Origin of the sequence: Streptomyces sp. NPDC002209, assembly GCF_042890265.1 — a bacterium.
In the GTDB taxonomy this organism is placed as follows: Bacteria; Actinomycetota; Actinomycetes; order Streptomycetales; family Streptomycetaceae; genus Streptomyces.
This window is the reverse complement of record NZ_JBIARX010000009.1, coordinates 25,555-41,986: the sequence shown is the minus strand read 5'-3', so window position 1 is coordinate 41,986 and position 16,432 is coordinate 25,555. Positions and strand designations below refer to the sequence as shown.

Here is a 16,432-nt window from a genome sequence, read left to right as displayed (position 1 = left end):
CAACCGGTGGTGCCGCCGAAGGCCCCCTCGGACTCGCCCCCGGACAGAGCCCGGCATCGGTACCGTGAGCTGGCCCGCCGGTTGACCGTTCGACATGCTCGACCTACCGGTCGGCACGACGGCTGAGCCAGAACTTCTCCTGCTCCGACAGAGGCGGCGCGGGCACCGGTCCGGTGTCGTTGTAGACGGCGATCGGGTCATCGGGCGCCGACCACGAGCCCACCGTGACCAACCGGTACACGAACTCACCGCCCTCCGGAAGCGGAACAGCAACAGTCTCCGGCGCAGGCGGGCCGGGCACACACCGGCCGACGTCATCACCGTAGGGCCCGGCACCGAAAAGGGCATGCATCCAGCCCTGCGGCGGCGTTCCACTCAGATCGAAAACGTCCTCCATGCTCTCCCCCTCGTCGCGGCGATCGTACGCGACAGGGGCAGGAGGAACCCGCTGGCACCGGCGTTGCCAACAAACAGTCCGCCAAGAGATCAAGCCGACGGCCATCGCTTCCGGCCGCAACCCCAGGGGGTCGAGATCGACGTACGCGGCGCGGACGCAGAGCAACCCTGAGCGGCCGGTGACCGTCACCCACATCCGCCCGCTACGGCAAGGCGACATCGCCGGCTGCCACACCACAACGAGGCCTCGAGCCCCGGCAGAACCGAAGCGAGCTGACTGACCACCACGACATCGCGGCGTCCTACGCGCAATGCTGGGCCTCTACATCCGCGGCTGTCGCGGCGGCCTCAGCCGCCTACCCGGCTGCGAGCGACCCTTCAGGAAGAGAAGCCCTTGCTGTATTCGGCGCGGCTCATGGTGAAGCCGGCCGGGCGTGCTCGCCTTGCCGCGAGCCGCCGTCTCCGTGAAACCGGCGGGTGCCGTGTGGTCCAGGAGGAAGACGAAGTGCCGGGCGATGCGCTGCCGCCACTCATCGAGCTCGCCGTCGGCATCCAGCACCACCCGAGGGGAGCGGCGTTCCGTCAGAGTGGGCTTCGGCGTCATGGCGGGACCCTTGCACGGCAATTGCCCAGAGCCCGGCGGTTCGTCACACCGCAGCACCTCCCCGTGATCGAGCAGTGGGCGGAGGTACGTCCCTTCGTCGACGGCCGGGATCTGCCGGCGGAATCCACCCGGACGGCACGTCAAGCTGCTCAAGTCGGCATTTGCTCGGCCCCGCCGAGGGATGGCCCGGCGCGGCCTCGGACGAGCCACGCCGGGTCGAGCTGTCCAACTGGCCAGGGCAGCTGCGGATGTCAGCTGGGAAGGTCACGTCAGGCGAGACCCAGAATCAGAGACAGGAAACGACTCACGAGGTCCCCGGCCTCAGTGCCGGCTCACCAGGAACGGACGCCACCCCCACAGCACCCCTGATCGGGCTTGCCACTTCGCCGGAAACTCATAGTTCGACGATCAGCATGTCGGGGTAACTCGCTTGCATGCAGACGCAGTTGCATACCAACCCGCGGCTCCGATCCGGCGGCCCCTGCAACCGAACGGATCCACTGCCCCCGAGGCCGATGAGATCCTCCCTCGGCAGACTCCCGCCCGTGGGAGCAGCGCGCACCGGCCGCCGGAGCGCCCGTCGGGCGTGAACCGCCGTGCACCTTCCGGTGTACGTCGCCGCGCGATGGCGCCCTACCCGAGCCTTCTCGCTATGCCGTCCCGTCACCGGAGGCTACGGCGATCGCATCGACTGCAATCCGCTTGTCACCCATCAGCTGCACGACGGCCGCCGTTCTGGCCGGCGGATGGTCGGGGAAGAACTCGGCGAACACCGCGTTCACCGTCGGAAAGTCCTCTGCGTCCGAGAACAGCACGGTGGCTTTCACCACGTCACGCGCCGATGCACCCGCAGAAGCAACTGCCTGCAGCAGATTCACAAATGCTTGTTTGCATTCCTGGTCGAATCCCCCTGACGGGATCTCTCCGGTTACCGGATCCACTCCCGCTTGGGCTGAGACGAATACGAACCCTCCGGCGGTAACGGTAGGGGAGTAAGGGCCCAGCGGGAGGGGAGGCAATGGCTGGCAAGGGGAGGGAGCGCCTGGGTGATCGAACTTCGCACGCATCGGCGATCTTCCAATCGAGTGGATCAATTCAGCGACGGGGGCGGGCAGGTCACGAGATATCGCCGCCTGCATGGGGTCCGCCGAGCGTGGAGTCTACCGCCGAAGAGACGACCCCGAGCCGGCAACGGAAAAGTCATGCCCGGCGTCATCTCACGTGTACCCCAGGGCAGAGAGATCACTTCGGCAGACGTCTGCAGATCGATGAGACAAGGAGCAGGATCCGTGCGCGATTGGCTGGCAGAACAGGCAAAATCTTCCATCGATCTCCCCATTCCGTATAAAAACGATCACGGATCTGTCGCTCGCCAAATATCCGACCAGTTGAACATCCACTTCGGCTTCGCCATCGTGACGGGCCTCTCGGTGGACCCGCTCGACCCCGAGGGCTCCGCCGAGGTCGCCATGGATCTCTTGAGCCGTCTGGGCCGGCCCCTGCGTCAAGGGCCGCCCGCCGGCTCGTCCCTGAAGTGGCTTGTCCGCTATGAGGGAGTCGATCGCTTCCGCTCGAACGGAAGGTTTCAGCAAGGCGTCTACACCTCGAAATCGCGAGACGCGATCGACATTCACAACGACGGCGCAATGGAGCCTTACGGGCACCAGATCTACATATCGTCACTGCTCTGCGTCGAGGCCGCAGCCGAAGGTGGCCGCACCACGCTCGTCAGCACTCTCACCGTGATGAACATCGTGCGGCGAGAACATCCCCAGCATTTTGAACGCCTCTGTCGCCCGTTCGCGTTCGAACGCACACACGTCACCCCGGCCGGAGGTGCCCCCGTATTCTTTGCACCTGTATTCGACCTCAGCCGTGCCGACGTGAAGGTTCACTGGAACCGTCAGCGCATCGAAATGGCGGCCGAGATCACGGGTGTGCCGCTGTCACCCTCCGAGGTCGGGGCCCTCGACGCTCTGGACGCGGCGATCATGCGTCCCGAAGTTCAGCTCAACCACAGTCTTCGGCCCGGCGAACTGCTCGTCATCAACGACGACCTGGTCCTCCACGGGCGATCTCAATTCTCAGGCGCCGATAGGCGGCGCTGCCTGGTTCGAATACTTTTCGCACGACCTTAGCCTGCACCTCACCAACTCACGTGTCACCGGAAGCCCAAGGGGATAGCTCATGCTCACCGAAATCCTGAGCACGACGATCGGCGCCGTGGTGGGCGTTCTCGTAACCATGGCCATGACTGCGTGGCGACCACCCTCTGAAACGATCTTGCGGGGGCGTCCGCTGGCCGAACTGGAAAACTATCCGGTCAGGGTCGGCGCGGACGGAAAAATCCATCTCGACATGGCCGAGGTCATCGCAGCCTGCAATTACCTGTTGAAAAATCGAGAGCCTCGAGCCGCCATCGACCTTCTGTACTTGGCCGAGCGCAACAGGAATGCCATTTCTCCCCCTGCGGCCCTCGCGATCGATCGGGTGCGCCGACGCTACCGCCGCCGGTACCGGCACCTGGTCGAACCCAAACAGCTGGGCGAGCAGCGCGAATACATACTGCGTCAGTTCGGCAAGATAACCGACGCCCTCGGGGAGACCTTCAGCGGACTGCCGATCGAGTTCGTCCTCCATGACACCCGAGACCCACTGAACTCCATCCACACGATCAGGAATTCCATCACCGGCCGCCGGGAAGGTGACCCGGTCTCGGTTTTCGGTGAGGATGTCGTACGGGCATACGGGCGCCGCTGGACGGGACCCAAGGTCGCTTACAAGCTGCGGCAGCCCGCTACCGGACAAATCGTCAAGGCGACCACCATACCGCTGGAAGACAGAACTCTCGGGCTGGTCGCGTTCATGTGCGTCAACATCGACATCGGGCGGATGTCGCCGGAGTCGGGCGAGCTGCGGGACCTGGCGCAGCACATGGTGGCCACCCCGGGCGGATGGGGAACCCAGGTCTTCGCCGTTACGGACCAGTAGGGACTCCTCACACTTCGGGGGTCACAGGCCCTGGGTCACGCACGGGCCGGCCGACGTCGGATGGCCAACTGGGACGGAAGCGTTCGACGAAGTCTGCGAAGTCGTTCCGCAGAAACCGAGAATCAGACGGCTTCAGCCGGATCTGTTGACGGCTGTCAGCCCACCAGATCTCGAAAGCGGCAACTGTGCCTTCCGCCGGCCAGTCCTCGCTCTCCTCGGGGAGCAGCACGACGTCGACAAAGCCTCCGACACTCAGGCCGATGTCCACGAAGATCCCGATGGCACCGGGCCTGGGAACCTTCACCACAGTGCCCTCGAAGACCTGCCCGAAGCGCAGGCCCTTCCGCATCCGGGCCCACTCGGCATCTGTCACCACGAACGAATCCTCGCACCTTCGTCCGTCTGCCTCAGCGTCACGGCACTGCCGACATGTTCGGAAGAGCGCACACCGCAGGCCAGCCCCCGCCTCCCCCAACGCCCACACCTGCTGCCTGCCACTGAAACACGTGGACCAGTTGGCCCTCTCTTTCGGATCTTGATTCCCGAGGTGGGCCGTGCGGTGGGAAACCCCTTTGGAGTGCCATGCCTCCGCATACGAGAATCCGTCGCCATGGGAGCGGACATACACGGGTTCATTGAGTGTCGGTGCACGTACGGCACCCTCGACGAGGAGGATTCGAGCTGGCACGCCGCCATCGACCTGGATCTGCTGTACGGCGGACGGTGCTACGACGCCTTCGGCTGTCTGTTCGGCGTCCGAAACTACGCCGGCTTCCGGCCCCTCGCTGAAGGGCGGGGGCTGCCGCCCGATGTGACCGCCGAGGTCCGGGGCCAGTACGAAGGCGCACCGGACCTCTTCCACAGTGCCTCCTGGATCGGGTGGGAGGAACTGGCCGCCGTCGACTGGGATGAGCCCGCACTCACCCTCGACGCGCGCGTGCGCGAGTACCGGTACAGCGCCGAGCGCGGCTGGTACGAGTCGGGGAAGTCGTTCCAGAACCTCGTCGGCCGCTCGGAGGACGATGTGTGGATGCAGGAGGACAAGATCATGCGGGTGGGCCGCATGACGCGCCGGGAGGCGGTGCCCGAGGACAGCGAGTGGGCCCCGGTCTGGGCGACCATGAAGGCCCTCGCCGACGTGCACGGTCCTGAATACGTGCGGCTCGTCGTCTGGTTCGACAACTAGGCCGGCTCATTCGGACCATCGGATCGTTGGTCGCGCCCGTCGGCTGCCGCCGGCGGGCGCGATGGCGGCGCTCTGGTCTCGGAGGGCGAACGGTCCCCCGAACGGGCGTCTCGACGGGCACCCGCCTCCGGACAGCCGGAGGATCAGTGCGGGAACACGCGACGGGAGCCGACCAAGGATGCCGAACACCGCCGGTTGCTCGAAGAAGGCGCGCATCGTCCTGTCCGGCGTGCTGGTCCTCGCCGGGGTCGTCGTGACCGGGTGCAGCGGCAAAGCCCGCGACGCCGGGCAGGGGCCCGAAGCAGGGCCTCACACCCAGGCAGCGCGCTCCGGAAGGGTCACCGTCGTCTACGAGGACGCCACGGTCAAACCCGCGGACCGGGAGGTCGTGGCACTGATCCGGAAATCCCGTGTGCTCGAGCGGACGGCCGACTGGGTGAACAGAGCACTCACCCTCCCGCACGACATGGTCGTGAAGGTCACCGCCGAGGTGCCGCCCGGAGTCACCGACGCCGTCACCCAGCCCGACGGCAGGACGATCTTCGTCCCGCCACAGTTCCTTACCGAGATCGAGAAGGCCCTCGCCGACGTCGTGAAGACCGTGGAGCGGCCCGCCCCGTTCCCCGCGTCCGAGTACAACACCGACGACCTGACCGTGCTGTCGACCGAGTTCATCTTCGGCCACGAGATGGGCCATGCCCTGCAACGCCAGCTCCTCCTGGCCAACCTCGGTCTCGAGGAGGACGCCGCTGACGGCTTCGCGTCCTTCTACACCGTCAACGAGGTCGGGCCGGGCCCGTCGCTGGCCGCCGCGATCCTCTTCGACGAGATCGCGCGCAAGGAAGGCACGCCGACCCTGGAGGGCATGTCGAGCGACCACCCCGTCACCCAGCAACGAGCCTTCAACTTCCTGTGCTATCTGGAGGGCAGCAACCCGAAGAAGTACCAGCAGTCCCTGGTCGACAGCGGGTATCTCCCGAAGACCCGCGCCCCCCTCTGCCCACAGGCGTGGGCGATGCTGGACTACGGCTGGTGGACCCAGCTCCAACCCCACTTCAGCGCGGCGTTCAGGGCGCAGGGTGGGAAGGAGCAGAAGACGGCGCAGGCGCGACTGATCGCGGAGACGGAGGCTCTGGCGAAGCGGATCGACGAGATCCGCAGCGGCCAATGAGTCCGTCCGGCGCAGGCCGGCGAGGCGCTCCCTCGAACGACTCAGCGTGCAAGCGTCATGGCCACCCTGGCGCTGCCGATCCCTTGGTTTGAGTGGGTCGTGTCCTCCCGGCCCGTTGCCGGCCTGTAGACGTACGGTTCTCCGGTTCAGGCAGCCTGGACCGGATCGGTCGTGGCCGGTGCGCGTTCGGGTCCGGAAAGAGGCATCAGGCCAACGAGGAGCGGCTGACCAGGCGCCCATCGAGGACGACCTCGAGCCAGGTGTAGCAGTCGCCGATCCACAGCCCGACCTCCGCCCCACACCCCGCGCAGGCCAGATTCGGCCCCTCGTGCCCGCCGGGACCGCAGCAGCCGCCCCAGCGGCTCAGGATCTTCGTGGTACCGACCAGGTCGCCCGGGCTCAACAGCAGGTCCACCCCTGGCGCGTGCCCCGCCCGGGACATTCCGAAGCCCTTGGGCGGCGGGCCCCAGGTGACGCGTCCCGGCTGCGGGTCGCGGGCGAAGGTGCCTGCCGCCATCCTGGGCGGGCAGGGGTCCACGGGAGAGTCGAGCGGCGTCCAGGCCTCGTCCTCCGCCGGCGGGTCCACCTCGCGCACCGGCTCTGACAACCGGGCGCTGCACACGGCGCAAGAGAAGACCTCGGCACCAGCAATCTGCATGTCATCTCCCTTGGCCTTCGGCGCCGACGACGCTACCCCACGTCGCTGATACGCCCGGCTGCTCCCCATCCGACCCGGCCCCGTTGCCCGTGGTGGTGAAGCAGCCGTACCGGGAGAGGAGCGACCCCTCGGGTGGAAGGGTGTCGCAGCGTGCGAAGCCGGGTTCGCCAGGGCCTCGGGTCACGGCCACGGCGTGGACGCCCGGGACGCTGGAGGCGAACGCGGTGAGCGTCCGGGTAGCCAAAGTCGAACCCAAAAGGCACTATGCGCCGTCGGTGCGACCGAAGACGATCTGTCCACTGGTCAGCCGACACCGGAAACCGGAAAGACATTCGCGACGACATTTCCATCGAACTCCTCCCCTCGGCACAGTCAAAGCCATTTCATCCGCGCCATGCAGATATCCCCGCATCTCGCGAGAGGCGGGGATATTTCGCATGCAGCTGTTTACATGGCGTGTTTCGCTGACGCCATCAGTCGTCGTCAGCCGGGCGGGAGTGGCACTTCTTCCAGATTGCGCCACCCGCCACGCAAGCTATGAGGAGTACGAACAGAACGGGGATGAACGGGCCGAAGCCCATGGTTTCGAACACAACGTCTCCTTGACCACAGAGAAGTCGGCCATCCGATTCGGGACGTCGGCGCGAGAGCCATGCACTGACCATCCCCGCGTTCGATCGGGCCGATGCCTGCGATCACCGGCGCAGCCCTTTCGGTGACTACAGGCCGATTGGGCCTACTCGTCCTTGAGGTAACCGCCGACGAAGCCCCGGTAGTCACCCCAGACGCGCTCCCGCTCGTCCCAGGAGCTGCCCCAGCACGACGCCGTCCAGATGGTCTCGCTCTGGGCGTTGTCGGCGGGCGGCGAGGAGATCCACTCCTTCACCGGGCTGTGGGAGAAGTCGCATCCCGGCACGAAGAGGTAGTGGGAGGCACTGCCCGGGTACACCTTCGTGGTGTCCTTGCCCTTGACCTGGTAGTTGGTCCGCACCGTGACCCGCGAGACCTTCACGCCCATGAACTTGTCGGTGTACGAGTACGAGGCCCACATGTCGCGGTAGCCGGCTGCCCTGAGCGCGACGCTGGAGTTGGGGGACGCGTCGTCACCGCCGCCGGCGGACTCGCGCTCGACCACGACGTCGCCGCCCGCCAGCACCGATCGCGTGATGCCCGCGGCAGCCGGGGACTCGGCCGACTCGAAGAGCTGCTTCATCAGGGAGCGGTCCTCGAGCAGGTCGAGGAACCGGGTCTTCTGGGCACTCGAAAGGGCCGAGAATCCCTGCGCGGTCTCCCTGGCCTGCTCGTCGCCCTGAGCCGCCTTCATCGCGAGGTAGGCCTGGTACTTGGCGACCCGGGAGGCCTGCGAGACCAAGCCGTCGTCGGCCTGGGCCGAACCGGGCAGCATCGCCAGAGCCATTCCGGCAAGAGCGACGCCGGCAGTGGTGGTGAGGCCTCTTCTGATCGCGGATCGCATAATGGTTTTCTCTCCTCTTCGCTTTCCACTCGATTAATTCGGGCAGGAAAGGGAGAGGTGCACAAACGCGCGCCCCCAATACCCCGGCCCCCCGTGTCGCGGCCCGCCTTTTAGGTCCCAGCGGCTGCGCCTCACAAAGAGTGCACGAGGGCGTCGCAGCACGTCAATCGATCCCAAATCATTTGAGGATCATCTGAGTTAAGACGACTCCAGATCCCGCCAACAATCCGGAATCAAAGAATCCACCAATTCGGAGTTTACGATTCCGCGAGACTGGGACGATCCAATGCCCCGGAATACCCCCTTCGCGAGGACATCGGCCGCTGGACGGCCACGCGGCGACACGTCGCCGCCGGCTCAACACCGGGCAGCAGCGCCGCCCAGACCTCCCGGGCGAGCGGAGCCCAAGGATGGGCAGTCCCGTCAGCGACCGGGGGCGGTGCCGCGTCGGCACGTCCGCTCCGTTGGGATCCGACGACGATGCGCCTTCTGCGCCGCGACCCCCGGGCCTCGATCGTCGTCGCCACCCCGGTGGGTGGGCGCGAACACTGGGGATCGATCGCGGGCACCCTCACGGTCGGACTCGACGGAGCTCACGACCTGGCCGCGGACCCGGTACGCCTCGCCCTCCACCCGGGGACCGCGGACCGCGGACCGCTACGCGTACTGACCGCTCAGCGACCCAGCCGGGCCGCGAGCCCGTCGAGCACGCAGTCCAGGCCGAACGCGAACTCGACGTCGGGGTCGAGTTCCTCGGCTTCGAGGACGCGGCGGGCGAGCATCGGGTGTTCGCCCGCCGCCAGGACCTCGCTGATGTAGGGGCCGACGCTGCGCTGCCACTCCTCCTCGCTGAGCCCGGTGCGCTGCTCCGCGCGTCGAACGGCCTGCTGGGCGGCGACCGAACCCAGTACGTACGCGTGCACGGCGCCGAGCGCCTGCGAGGCCAGGGTGATGTCGGGCGTGAGCGCGACGGCGGCGCGCAGCGCGGACTCGGACCGCCGCAACGAGTTGGGGCCGAGCGCGGGCCTTCCCGCCAGTTCACCGGCCAGCCAGGGATGCCGCAGCAGCGTCGCACGCAACGCGCGGGCGACCGCCCCCAGATCGGCACGCCAGTCCTCGGTGGACTCGGGCAGCGGGTCCTCGCCCTGCGCCGCGTCGACCATCAGGTCCACCAGCTCGTCGCGGTTGGTGATGTACCGGTAGAGCGAGGCAGTCCCGGAACCGAGGTCACCCGCGACCCGCCGCATCGACACCGCCGCCAATCCCTCCGCGTCCGCGACGGCCAGTGCGGCGGCCACGTACTGGTCCACCCCGGGCGCGCGTCGACGCGGCTCGGGGCGCGGCCGGGTCCACACCGACGAGGGAACGGGTTCGGTCATGGGGGCGGTTCCTTTCCTCGTTGACCCGCATCCTACCTTCTGGATACGGTGTATCCATGACGGAGACGATGTATCCAGAAGTGCCGGTGCTCGTGGTCGGAGGCGGCAGCGTCGGCCTGCTCACCGCGGCGTTGCTCACCCACCACGGCGTCCCCGCGGTGCTCGTAGAACGCCGTTCCGGGCCGTCGGTGCACCCACGTGCCACCGGCATCGGACCGCGCACCGTCGAGATCCTCCGCGAACTCGGGCTCGACACCGCCGTCGACGCCGCCGCGGTCGACCTCCGGGGCGCCGCGGGCAAGGCGGTGGCACGGACCGTCGTCGAGATGGGCGCGGGCGACGTCGTGACCGTGCCCATGCCGACCCCGTCCGCCGACGAACTGGACGTGACGCCGTTCAGACTGCGCGGCGTCTGCGCCCAGGACCGGCTCGACGCCGTCGTCGCAGCCGACCTGGCACGCCGCGGAGCGGACCTGCGCTGGTCGACCCGCCTGGTCGGCATCGCGCAGGACACCGACGGGGTCGACGTCGAACTGGAGGGACCCGACGGCCGCTACTCGCTGCGGTGCACGCGCGTAGTCGCCGCCGACGGCACGCACAGCACCGTGCGGACCGCGCTCGGCGTGGGCACCTCCGGGCCGGGCGACCTGGGCAAGTCGATGATCAACATCCTGTTCCGCGCCGACCTCCGACCGCACCTGCGGGGAATGTCCTTCGCCACCTGCACGATCACCACGCCGGAGGCGCCCGGCCTGCTGGCCACCGTGGACGGCGAGACGAACTGGGTCTTCCACGTCCACTGCGACGTCGACGGCGGCGAACGCCCCGAGGACTTCACGCACGAGCGCTGCGCCGCGGTCGTCCGGCTGGCGGTCGGCGATCCAGACCTCGACGTCGAGGTGCGGAGCGTTCTCGCGTGGCGGCCCCGGAGCGCGGCGGCCGAAAGCTTCGCCGTCGGCCGCGTGTTCCTCGTGGGCGACGCCGCGCACACCGTGTCTCCCCTGGGCGCGTTCGGCCTCAACACCGGGGTCGCCGACGCGCACAACCTGGCGTGGAAGCTGGCCGCCGTCCACCACGGGGAGGCCGGTGCAGGGCTGCTCGAAACCTACGCGCACGAACGCGAACCGGTCGCTGCGGCGACGCTGGACCAGGCGATGCGCAGGCTCGCCGACCCTGCGCTGCACTGGGGACGCGGACCCGAGGCCGACGCCGCCAGGGCGGCGGCGGGGGTGTGGGCGGCGCCGGTCGTGCACCTCGGCCAGAGGTACGCCTCGGCCGCCATCGTCGACCCGCGGCCCGAACTCCCCTCCACAGTGGACCTGGTGCTGGACGGGTCGCCTGGTTCACGGGTGCCCCACGCATGGATCGACGGGGTTTCCACGCTCGACCTGGTGGCGTCCCGGTGGACCCTGCTGGTGGGTGTCGCCGGCGACCGCTGGCTCACCGCCGCGGCGGACGTCGGACTTCCCGCGCATCGCGTCGCGGTCCCGTGGCTCGCGGATGAAGGGGCGCTGCTCGTCCGTCCGGACGGGATCGTCGCGATGCGCGCCACGGCATCGGCGACGGATCCGGCGCGGTTCCTGACCAAGGTCTTGGACCAGGTGCTGGCCAGGCCGGTCCCGGTGCCGCGCACCTGAAGGGGGGCGCCCCGCCGCCAGGGCGCAGCAGTCATGCGCAGTAGCTGAGGATCACCAGCAGCGCCGGTACGACCTGGTCCCCGCCTACGTGGACCCGGTCCTCGCCGTCCTCGCCACCGTGCCCCCGGCAGCCGGGGCCGGAGCCGTCGCACGCGCGGTCCGCGCACCACACCCTCCCGGATGGCAATGGCCCCGCACCCTCAACCATCCCCGCACATTTGGCAGTACGGCGATATTGCGCTGTGAATGAAAAGCTTTGGCCGTCGCTCAGTGCCGCGGCTAGCTTGGCGGCCATGCGCGAGTTGATCACCGACGACCGTCGGACGTTGGCTGTGGAGGAATGGGGCGACCCCACCGGGATACCGGTCGTCTACCTGCACGGTAGCCCGATGAGCCGACTGGCCCGATACCCGGACGATTCCCTGTTCCACGAGCTCGGCGTCCGACTGATCACCTATGACCGGCCCGGGTTCGGGGGCTCCACACCGAAGCCGGGGCGTCGGATCATCGATGCCGCCGCCGATGTCGCCGCCATCACCACCGCACTCGGCCTGCACCGCTTCGCGGTGTTCGGGGTGTCCGGCGGTGGCCCGCATGCCATGGCTTTCGCCGCCCGGTATCCCGAACGGGTGACACGGCTGGGGGCCCTGGCCAGCCCGGCGCCGCGTGACGCGGCCGGGCTGGACTGGACCGCCGGCATGAGCGAGGGAAACTCCCACAGCGCCGCCGTGGCGTTGACCGGGAGGGAAGCCGTCACAGAACACCTGGCCAATCTCGGAACGGCCAATTTCCCGCCGCTTCCGGAGATCGAACAGGCGGTCCTTTCCCGACCGGAGGTCAGCGCGATGATGGGCCCGGCGTTCGCCGAAGCGGTCCGGCCGGGGCTGGACGGCTGGGTGGACGACGTCACCGCCATCTTCGGCACGGAATGGGGGTTCGACCCGGCAGACATCACGGTCCCGACGCGGATCTGGCACGGTGGCCTCGACACCCTGGTGCCGGCTGCGCACGGCGAGTGGCTCGCCGCACGCATGCCGACCGCGACGCTGATCAGACAAGCCGATGCCGGGCACGCGGGCCACTTCGACGCCACGCCCGCGATGCTCGCCTGGCTGATCGGCGGCACCAACGACGAGGCCCACGCCCCCGGAAGCTGACCCCAAGATCACGGGTGGGGCGTACGTACTGACCAGCGTGCCCCAAAACAGCCGACCCCATACTGGCCGCTCCGCCCGTAGCCATCGGTTTCGGAATCTCTAATTCCGGGGACGGTGTCCCAGCATCGCCGCATATGTCCCCGCGCCATGACGGCGCCTGACGCGACAGCTGAGGGAGACCATGGGTTGGAAAGGCACACGTCGGACGGCCACTTCGGCCACTCTTGCCGGAGTGGTCGTCCTCGTCCTGGCGGCTCCGCCCCCGGTCGCCGCCGCGTCCCGGTCCGGGACCGTGCCGTCGTCCGGGACCGTGGCCGCGCGGCAGCAAGGCTCCCCGACGCCGCCTCCGCCCCGCCTCCCCCGCGACTTCCGCGGCAAGGGCAAGTGGATCGTCCGAGACCTGGGCATCACGGTGCCGTTCAGCTGGGAGGGCAGGGACGGCAACAGCCAGATGGTCGCGGGGGGTCCGCAGTACCCGATCTGGTTCACCAACCTGATCTACCACGACACGCTCTACACGCTGACGTACAAATGGCCCGGCCTCAACGAACATCCCTGCTCACGCATCCCCGGCTTCAACCTGGAGGCACTGAACCAGGGGTTCGAGAAGGCCAGGTTCGTCGGGCCGGAGACCCTGCGAGGCACCCACCCGCAGCGGAAGGTGAACCACTGGAGGGTCGGCGTGGTCTTCCCGGAGCTGCCTCCCGGGAATCACCCGCGCCTGCCGCTCGCGCTCGGCGACATCTACGTCGACGAGCACGACCGGGGCACCTTCTGGCAGGTGCTGCAGTTCGGCGTCCAGAACCTCTACGACCCCGAGCTGGACGAGTGGCTGGTCATGGACACCTTCGAGCACCGGCCCGGGACGGTGACGCTTCCCCGGCGGTGCGAGCCGCCCGAGTGACGGAGAATACGAGCAGTGCGGCGCGCGGCGTCACCTGGCGGGTGATCACCCCCGGGTGCACATCACCAGGGCACTTGGCCGGCGTCCTCGAAGAACTTGCCGGTCGGGCCGCCGTCGGGGAGGGTCGCGAGTTTGATGGCGATCGCCGCGCCCTGTTCGGGGGTGCGCACGCCGCGGAAGCCGTTGAGGTCGGTGGCGACGTAGCCGGGGCAGCCGACGTTGATCAGGATGTTCGTGCCGCTCAGCTCGCGGGCGTACTGGAGGGTGACGGCGTTCAGGAACGTCTTCGACGGCGAGTACGCCACGGCCACCGGCCCCGCCGTCTGCTCGGCAGCGGTTCCTGACTGCCGGGTGAGCGAGCCCACGCTGCTCGACATGTTCACGATCCGTGGTGAGGCCGAGCGGCGCAGCAGCGGCAGCATCGCGTTGGTGACGCGAATGACGCCGATGACGTTGGTCTCCACGACCGTCCGGATGGTGGCGGGCTCGACCCGGGTGGGCTCCTGCGGCATGCCGCCGGTGATGGCGGCGTTGTTGACGAGCACGTCGAGGTGCCCTGCCCGTTCCTCGATCAGCCGTGCGGCGGCGCTCGCGCTCGCGTCGTCGGTCACGTCCAGTGGTACCCCGAACGCATCGACGCCGGCCGCGCACAGCCGCTCCACCGCGGCCTTACGTCGCTGATCGTCGCGGGCGCCGACGCCGACGCTCCAGCCGAGGGCGCCCAGGCCCGCGGCGATCTCGTAGCCGATTCCTTTGTTCGCGCCGGTGACCAGCGCAATCGTTCGTTCACTCATGGGAATCATGCTGCCTCGGCCCCCGGCGCGAGGTCCAAGACCGATGGGGTGGGCAGCGATACCGTCCGGGTATTGATCCGGGGTAGCGTGGCCGTATGGAGACCCGGGAACTGCGCTACTTCGTCGCTGTCGCCGAGGAGCTGCACTTCGGGCGCGCCGCGCAGCGGCTCGGCATCGCGCAGCCGCCCTTGTCACGGGCCATCCAGCAGCTCGAACGCCGGCTCGGGGCAGCGCTGCTGGACCGGACCAGCCGGACCGTCACGCTGACCGAGGCCGGCTCGGTGCTGCTGGCCGAGGGCAAGGCGGCCCTCGACGCGGTCGACGCCGCTGAGCGCCGGACCCGCCGCGCCGCCCTTTCCACCACCGGCCGTCCCGGCCTGGTCCTGGTCACCAAGGCCAGCGCGTCCCGCGAACTGCTGGCGAAACTGCTCGACGCGTACGCCGCCGAACCCGGCGCGGTCCCCGTCGAAGTCATCCTGTGCGGGCCGGCCGAGCAGGAACGACTGCTGCGCGAGGGCCGGGCCGACGTGGCGCTGCTGCACCGTCCGTTCGACTCCACGGCCGGGTTCGACACCGAAGAACTCAGCACGGAGGGCCAGGTTGCGGTCCTGCCTGCCGGTCATCCGCTCACCACCCGGGCCCATGTGCTCATGGCCGACATCACCGGGCTGCCGGGCCTGCCCCTGCCACGCTGGCCCGGCCCCGACGGCACCTACCCGCCCGGCCCCGGCCCGCAGGTCCGCGACCACGCGCAGCTGTTGCAGCTCGTCGCGCTCGGCCGCGCTTGCGCGGTCTCACCGGAGTCGTGCCGAGACCAACTGCACGATGACCTCGCGGCCGTACCCGTCCTGGACGCGCCGACCGTCACCACCGTGATCGCCTGGCCACCGCACAGCCGGTCCAGAGCCGTCGCCGACCTCGTCCGGACCGCGACACGTCTCTAGCAGCTCCAACCTGTCTGACCAGGTTCCACGCATCGCGTCCCGGCTCACCACCCTGGGGCCAACCCGTCCCGATCAGGGTCTTCCCGATGGGGAAGCCAACCGTTGTGTGTCAGATGCGCCGGTCGAGCCTTCCCCGACGGATGGAATGCGTCCGCGCGCGGCGGCAGCTCGCGTAGCTCATCGTGTAGATCGTCCACGGAGGTGCGGACGATCTGCCCACGGTGCGCACCTTCCAGACCAGCTCGCGTTCCTCTACATGCAGCACTGTCGCGCGTAGCAACTTCACGCCCAGAACCGCCCACTTCTGGTGCTCGCGGTCCAGCTCTTCCTCGACGATGCGAACCGCGGTCTCTCGCTCGATGACGCGAGCAGCATCCACTACCGTCCTGCCGATGACGCCGCTCGCTAGTAGCCCGTCGTGTCGATCCACCGCACCATCGCGGCCAGCTCCGTGCCGAAGTCCTCACAGCGTGCGATCAGGTCCCGGCCGACGGCCGTGTCGCGCAGGCCTCCGGAAGGCAGGAGGGCCTGGAGGGCGTCGTCGCAGGTGTTCTCGATGACGCGGTTGCGGGAGCCGAGGTAGCCCAAGCCGGCGCTCCGGACGGGCTCGGCCAGGGTGGCCAGGTACTGGTGGTGGGTTTCCTCCGATGGGTGGGAGTGGAAGGAGTTCTCGACATGCTGGTCGAGGTGGTCGGCCAGCCCTCGCGGCAGGTCGACGATGCGATCGGTCTTGTCCGTGCCCGGCTCCGTCAGCGCCTCGCCGAAGGTCAGCAGGCCGGCGATGGTCTCCAACTGGACGAGCTCGCGCACGTTCGGGCAGTCCACCTCGGAGGTGAAGAGCGGGGCGCCATGCAGCTCGTCGAGTGCCTGGCAGTACCGGCGGTCCGAATCTTCGCCGGGCGCCGACACCGCCGCCTGGAACAGCGACTCCAGTACAGCGAGGTCGATACCCCACTCCGCGTCCATGTCGAACGCGAAGAGCGGCGCACGCAAGCGCGACAGGGCCAGCGCGCCGACCTGGCGCCGTCGCAGGGACGTCAGGGCCGCAGAGCGCTTGGGCGGCGCCACGTCGTCGTGCCAGTCTTTCCCGTCCATCGCTCCCCGCTCTGAGCTGTGCCTTCGCTTGCGGAGATCCTA

18 protein-coding genes are annotated in these 16,432 nt (G+C 68.6%); 8 read left to right on the top strand and 10 right to left on the bottom strand.

The genetic code is table 11. The features are described 5' to 3' along the window. Positions 1-103: 103 nt before the first annotated feature. Positions 104-397: a hypothetical protein gene (locus ACFYXK_RS19150; protein ID WP_389412161.1), complete on the bottom strand. Its 294-nt coding sequence runs from the start codon at positions 395-397 to the stop codon at positions 104-106. Between the two features lie 1,253 nt (positions 398-1,650). Continuing rightward, positions 1,651-2,067: a RidA family protein gene (locus ACFYXK_RS19145; protein ID WP_389412160.1), complete on the bottom strand. Its 417-nt coding sequence runs from the start codon at positions 2,065-2,067 to the stop codon at positions 1,651-1,653. A 222-nt stretch (positions 2,068-2,289) separates the two neighbouring features. Between ACFYXK_RS19145 and ACFYXK_RS19140 the strand changes: the two genes are divergently transcribed. Together ACFYXK_RS19140 and ACFYXK_RS19135 are read left to right on the top strand one after the other, a co-directional pair. After that, entirely contained in the window at positions 2,290-3,138 is an 849-nt protein-coding gene (locus ACFYXK_RS19140; RefSeq protein WP_389412159.1) for a TauD/TfdA family dioxygenase, read from the top strand. A gap of 49 nt (positions 3,139-3,187) precedes the next feature. Further along, complete coding sequence (locus tag ACFYXK_RS19135; RefSeq protein ID WP_389412158.1) at positions 3,188-3,991, top strand: PAS domain-containing protein; 804 nt, start codon at positions 3,188-3,190, stop codon at positions 3,989-3,991. Between the two features lie 7 nt (positions 3,992-3,998). Here the strand turns inward: ACFYXK_RS19135 and ACFYXK_RS19130 are convergent, their stop codons facing one another. Next, a complete protein-coding gene (locus tag ACFYXK_RS19130) occupies positions 3,999-4,367 on the bottom strand; it encodes a hypothetical protein (protein ID WP_389412157.1) in 369 nt (122 codons plus the stop codon). A gap of 234 nt (positions 4,368-4,601) precedes the next feature. Here ACFYXK_RS19130 and ACFYXK_RS19125 point away from each other — a divergent pair, with 234 nt between their 5' ends. Both ACFYXK_RS19125 and ACFYXK_RS19120 read left to right on the top strand, forming a co-directional pair. Next, positions 4,602-5,177: a hypothetical protein gene (locus tag ACFYXK_RS19125; protein WP_389412156.1), complete on the top strand. Its 576-nt coding sequence runs from the start codon at positions 4,602-4,604 to the stop codon at positions 5,175-5,177. A 178-nt stretch (positions 5,178-5,355) separates the two neighbouring features. Beyond that, positions 5,356-6,348: a DUF4344 domain-containing metallopeptidase gene (locus ACFYXK_RS19120; protein WP_389412155.1), complete on the top strand. Its 993-nt coding sequence runs from the start codon at positions 5,356-5,358 to the stop codon at positions 6,346-6,348. 205 nt (positions 6,349-6,553) lie between these two features. On the opposite strand, the gene ACFYXK_RS19115 is transcribed toward ACFYXK_RS19120, so the two are convergent. The 3 genes from ACFYXK_RS19115 to ACFYXK_RS19105 form a co-directional block, all read right to left on the bottom strand. After that, positions 6,554-7,006: a hypothetical protein gene (locus ACFYXK_RS19115; RefSeq protein ID WP_389412154.1), complete on the bottom strand. Its 453-nt coding sequence runs from the start codon at positions 7,004-7,006 to the stop codon at positions 6,554-6,556. Between the two features lie 736 nt (positions 7,007-7,742). Further along, entirely contained in the window at positions 7,743-8,423 is a 681-nt protein-coding gene (locus ACFYXK_RS19110) for a hypothetical protein (protein ID WP_389412153.1), read from the bottom strand. A gap of 731 nt (positions 8,424-9,154) precedes the next feature. After that, complete coding sequence (locus ACFYXK_RS19105; protein ID WP_389412152.1) at positions 9,155-9,859, bottom strand: TetR/AcrR family transcriptional regulator C-terminal domain-containing protein; 705 nt, start codon at positions 9,857-9,859, stop codon at positions 9,155-9,157. A 56-nt stretch (positions 9,860-9,915) separates the two neighbouring features. On the opposite strand from ACFYXK_RS19105, the gene ACFYXK_RS19100 reads away from it, so the two are divergent. Beyond that, entirely contained in the window at positions 9,916-11,496 is a 1,581-nt protein-coding gene (locus tag ACFYXK_RS19100; RefSeq protein ID WP_389412151.1) for an FAD-dependent monooxygenase, read from the top strand. 31 nt (positions 11,497-11,527) lie between these two features. Here ACFYXK_RS19100 and ACFYXK_RS19095 read toward each other — a convergent pair whose 3' ends face one another. Continuing rightward, complete coding sequence (locus ACFYXK_RS19095) at positions 11,528-11,683, bottom strand: hypothetical protein (protein ID WP_389412150.1); 156 nt, start codon at positions 11,681-11,683, stop codon at positions 11,528-11,530. A 115-nt stretch (positions 11,684-11,798) separates the two neighbouring features. Between ACFYXK_RS19095 and ACFYXK_RS19090 the strand changes: the two genes are divergently transcribed. Next, complete coding sequence (locus tag ACFYXK_RS19090; RefSeq protein WP_389412149.1) at positions 11,799-12,653, top strand: alpha/beta fold hydrolase; 855 nt, start codon at positions 11,799-11,801, stop codon at positions 12,651-12,653. Positions 12,654-12,885: 232 nt separating this feature from the next. Continuing rightward, a complete protein-coding gene (locus ACFYXK_RS19085) occupies positions 12,886-13,557 on the top strand; it encodes a hypothetical protein (protein WP_389412148.1) in 672 nt (223 codons plus the stop codon). Positions 13,558-13,619: 62 nt separating this feature from the next. On the opposite strand, the gene ACFYXK_RS19080 is transcribed toward ACFYXK_RS19085, so the two are convergent. Continuing rightward, positions 13,620-14,351: an SDR family NAD(P)-dependent oxidoreductase gene (locus tag ACFYXK_RS19080; protein WP_389412147.1), complete on the bottom strand. Its 732-nt coding sequence runs from the start codon at positions 14,349-14,351 to the stop codon at positions 13,620-13,622. A 95-nt stretch (positions 14,352-14,446) separates the two neighbouring features. On the opposite strand from ACFYXK_RS19080, the gene ACFYXK_RS19075 reads away from it, so the two are divergent. Next, positions 14,447-15,295, top strand: a complete 849-nt coding sequence (locus ACFYXK_RS19075) for a LysR family transcriptional regulator (protein ID WP_389412146.1) — start codon at positions 14,447-14,449, stop codon at positions 15,293-15,295. 109 nt (positions 15,296-15,404) lie between these two features. Here the strand turns inward: ACFYXK_RS19075 and ACFYXK_RS19070 are convergent, their stop codons facing one another. Further along, complete coding sequence (locus tag ACFYXK_RS19070; RefSeq protein ID WP_389412145.1) at positions 15,405-15,725, bottom strand: hypothetical protein; 321 nt, start codon at positions 15,723-15,725, stop codon at positions 15,405-15,407. After that, the gene (locus tag ACFYXK_RS19065; protein WP_389412144.1) at positions 15,701-16,390 is read right to left on the bottom strand and encodes a hypothetical protein; all 690 of its coding nucleotides are present in this window, start codon (positions 16,388-16,390) and stop codon (positions 15,701-15,703) included. Before ACFYXK_RS19065 ends, ACFYXK_RS19070 begins: the two co-directional genes overlap by 25 nt. Positions 16,391-16,432: the final 42 nt, after the last annotated feature.

Excerpts from the sequence above, each read along its gene's own strand:
- ACFYXK_RS19150 (WP_389412161.1), bottom strand. The coding sequence starts at position 397 with ATGGAGGACGTTTTCGATCTGAGTGGAACGCCGCCGCAGGGCTGGATG.
- ACFYXK_RS19145 (WP_389412160.1), bottom strand. The coding sequence starts at position 2,067 with ATGCGTGCGAAGTTCGATCACCCAGGCGCTCCCTCCCCTTGCCAGCCA.
- ACFYXK_RS19135 (WP_389412158.1), top strand. The coding sequence starts at position 3,188 with ATGCTCACCGAAATCCTGAGCACGACGATCGGCGCCGTGGTGGGCGTT.
- ACFYXK_RS19125 (WP_389412156.1), top strand. The coding sequence starts at position 4,602 with ATGGGAGCGGACATACACGGGTTCATTGAGTGTCGGTGCACGTACGGC.
- ACFYXK_RS19120 (WP_389412155.1), top strand. The coding sequence starts at position 5,356 with ATGCCGAACACCGCCGGTTGCTCGAAGAAGGCGCGCATCGTCCTGTCC.
- ACFYXK_RS19115 (WP_389412154.1), bottom strand. The coding sequence starts at position 7,006 with ATGCAGATTGCTGGTGCCGAGGTCTTCTCTTGCGCCGTGTGCAGCGCC.
- ACFYXK_RS19110 (WP_389412153.1), bottom strand. The coding sequence starts at position 8,423 with ATGGCTCTGGCGATGCTGCCCGGTTCGGCCCAGGCCGACGACGGCTTG.
- ACFYXK_RS19105 (WP_389412152.1), bottom strand. The coding sequence starts at position 9,859 with ATGACCGAACCCGTTCCCTCGTCGGTGTGGACCCGGCCGCGCCCCGAG.
- ACFYXK_RS19100 (WP_389412151.1), top strand. The coding sequence starts at position 9,916 with ATGACGGAGACGATGTATCCAGAAGTGCCGGTGCTCGTGGTCGGAGGC.
- ACFYXK_RS19080 (WP_389412147.1), bottom strand. The coding sequence starts at position 14,351 with ATGAGTGAACGAACGATTGCGCTGGTCACCGGCGCGAACAAAGGAATC.
- ACFYXK_RS19075 (WP_389412146.1), top strand. The coding sequence starts at position 14,447 with ATGGAGACCCGGGAACTGCGCTACTTCGTCGCTGTCGCCGAGGAGCTG.
- ACFYXK_RS19065 (WP_389412144.1), bottom strand. The coding sequence starts at position 16,390 with ATGGACGGGAAAGACTGGCACGACGACGTGGCGCCGCCCAAGCGCTCT.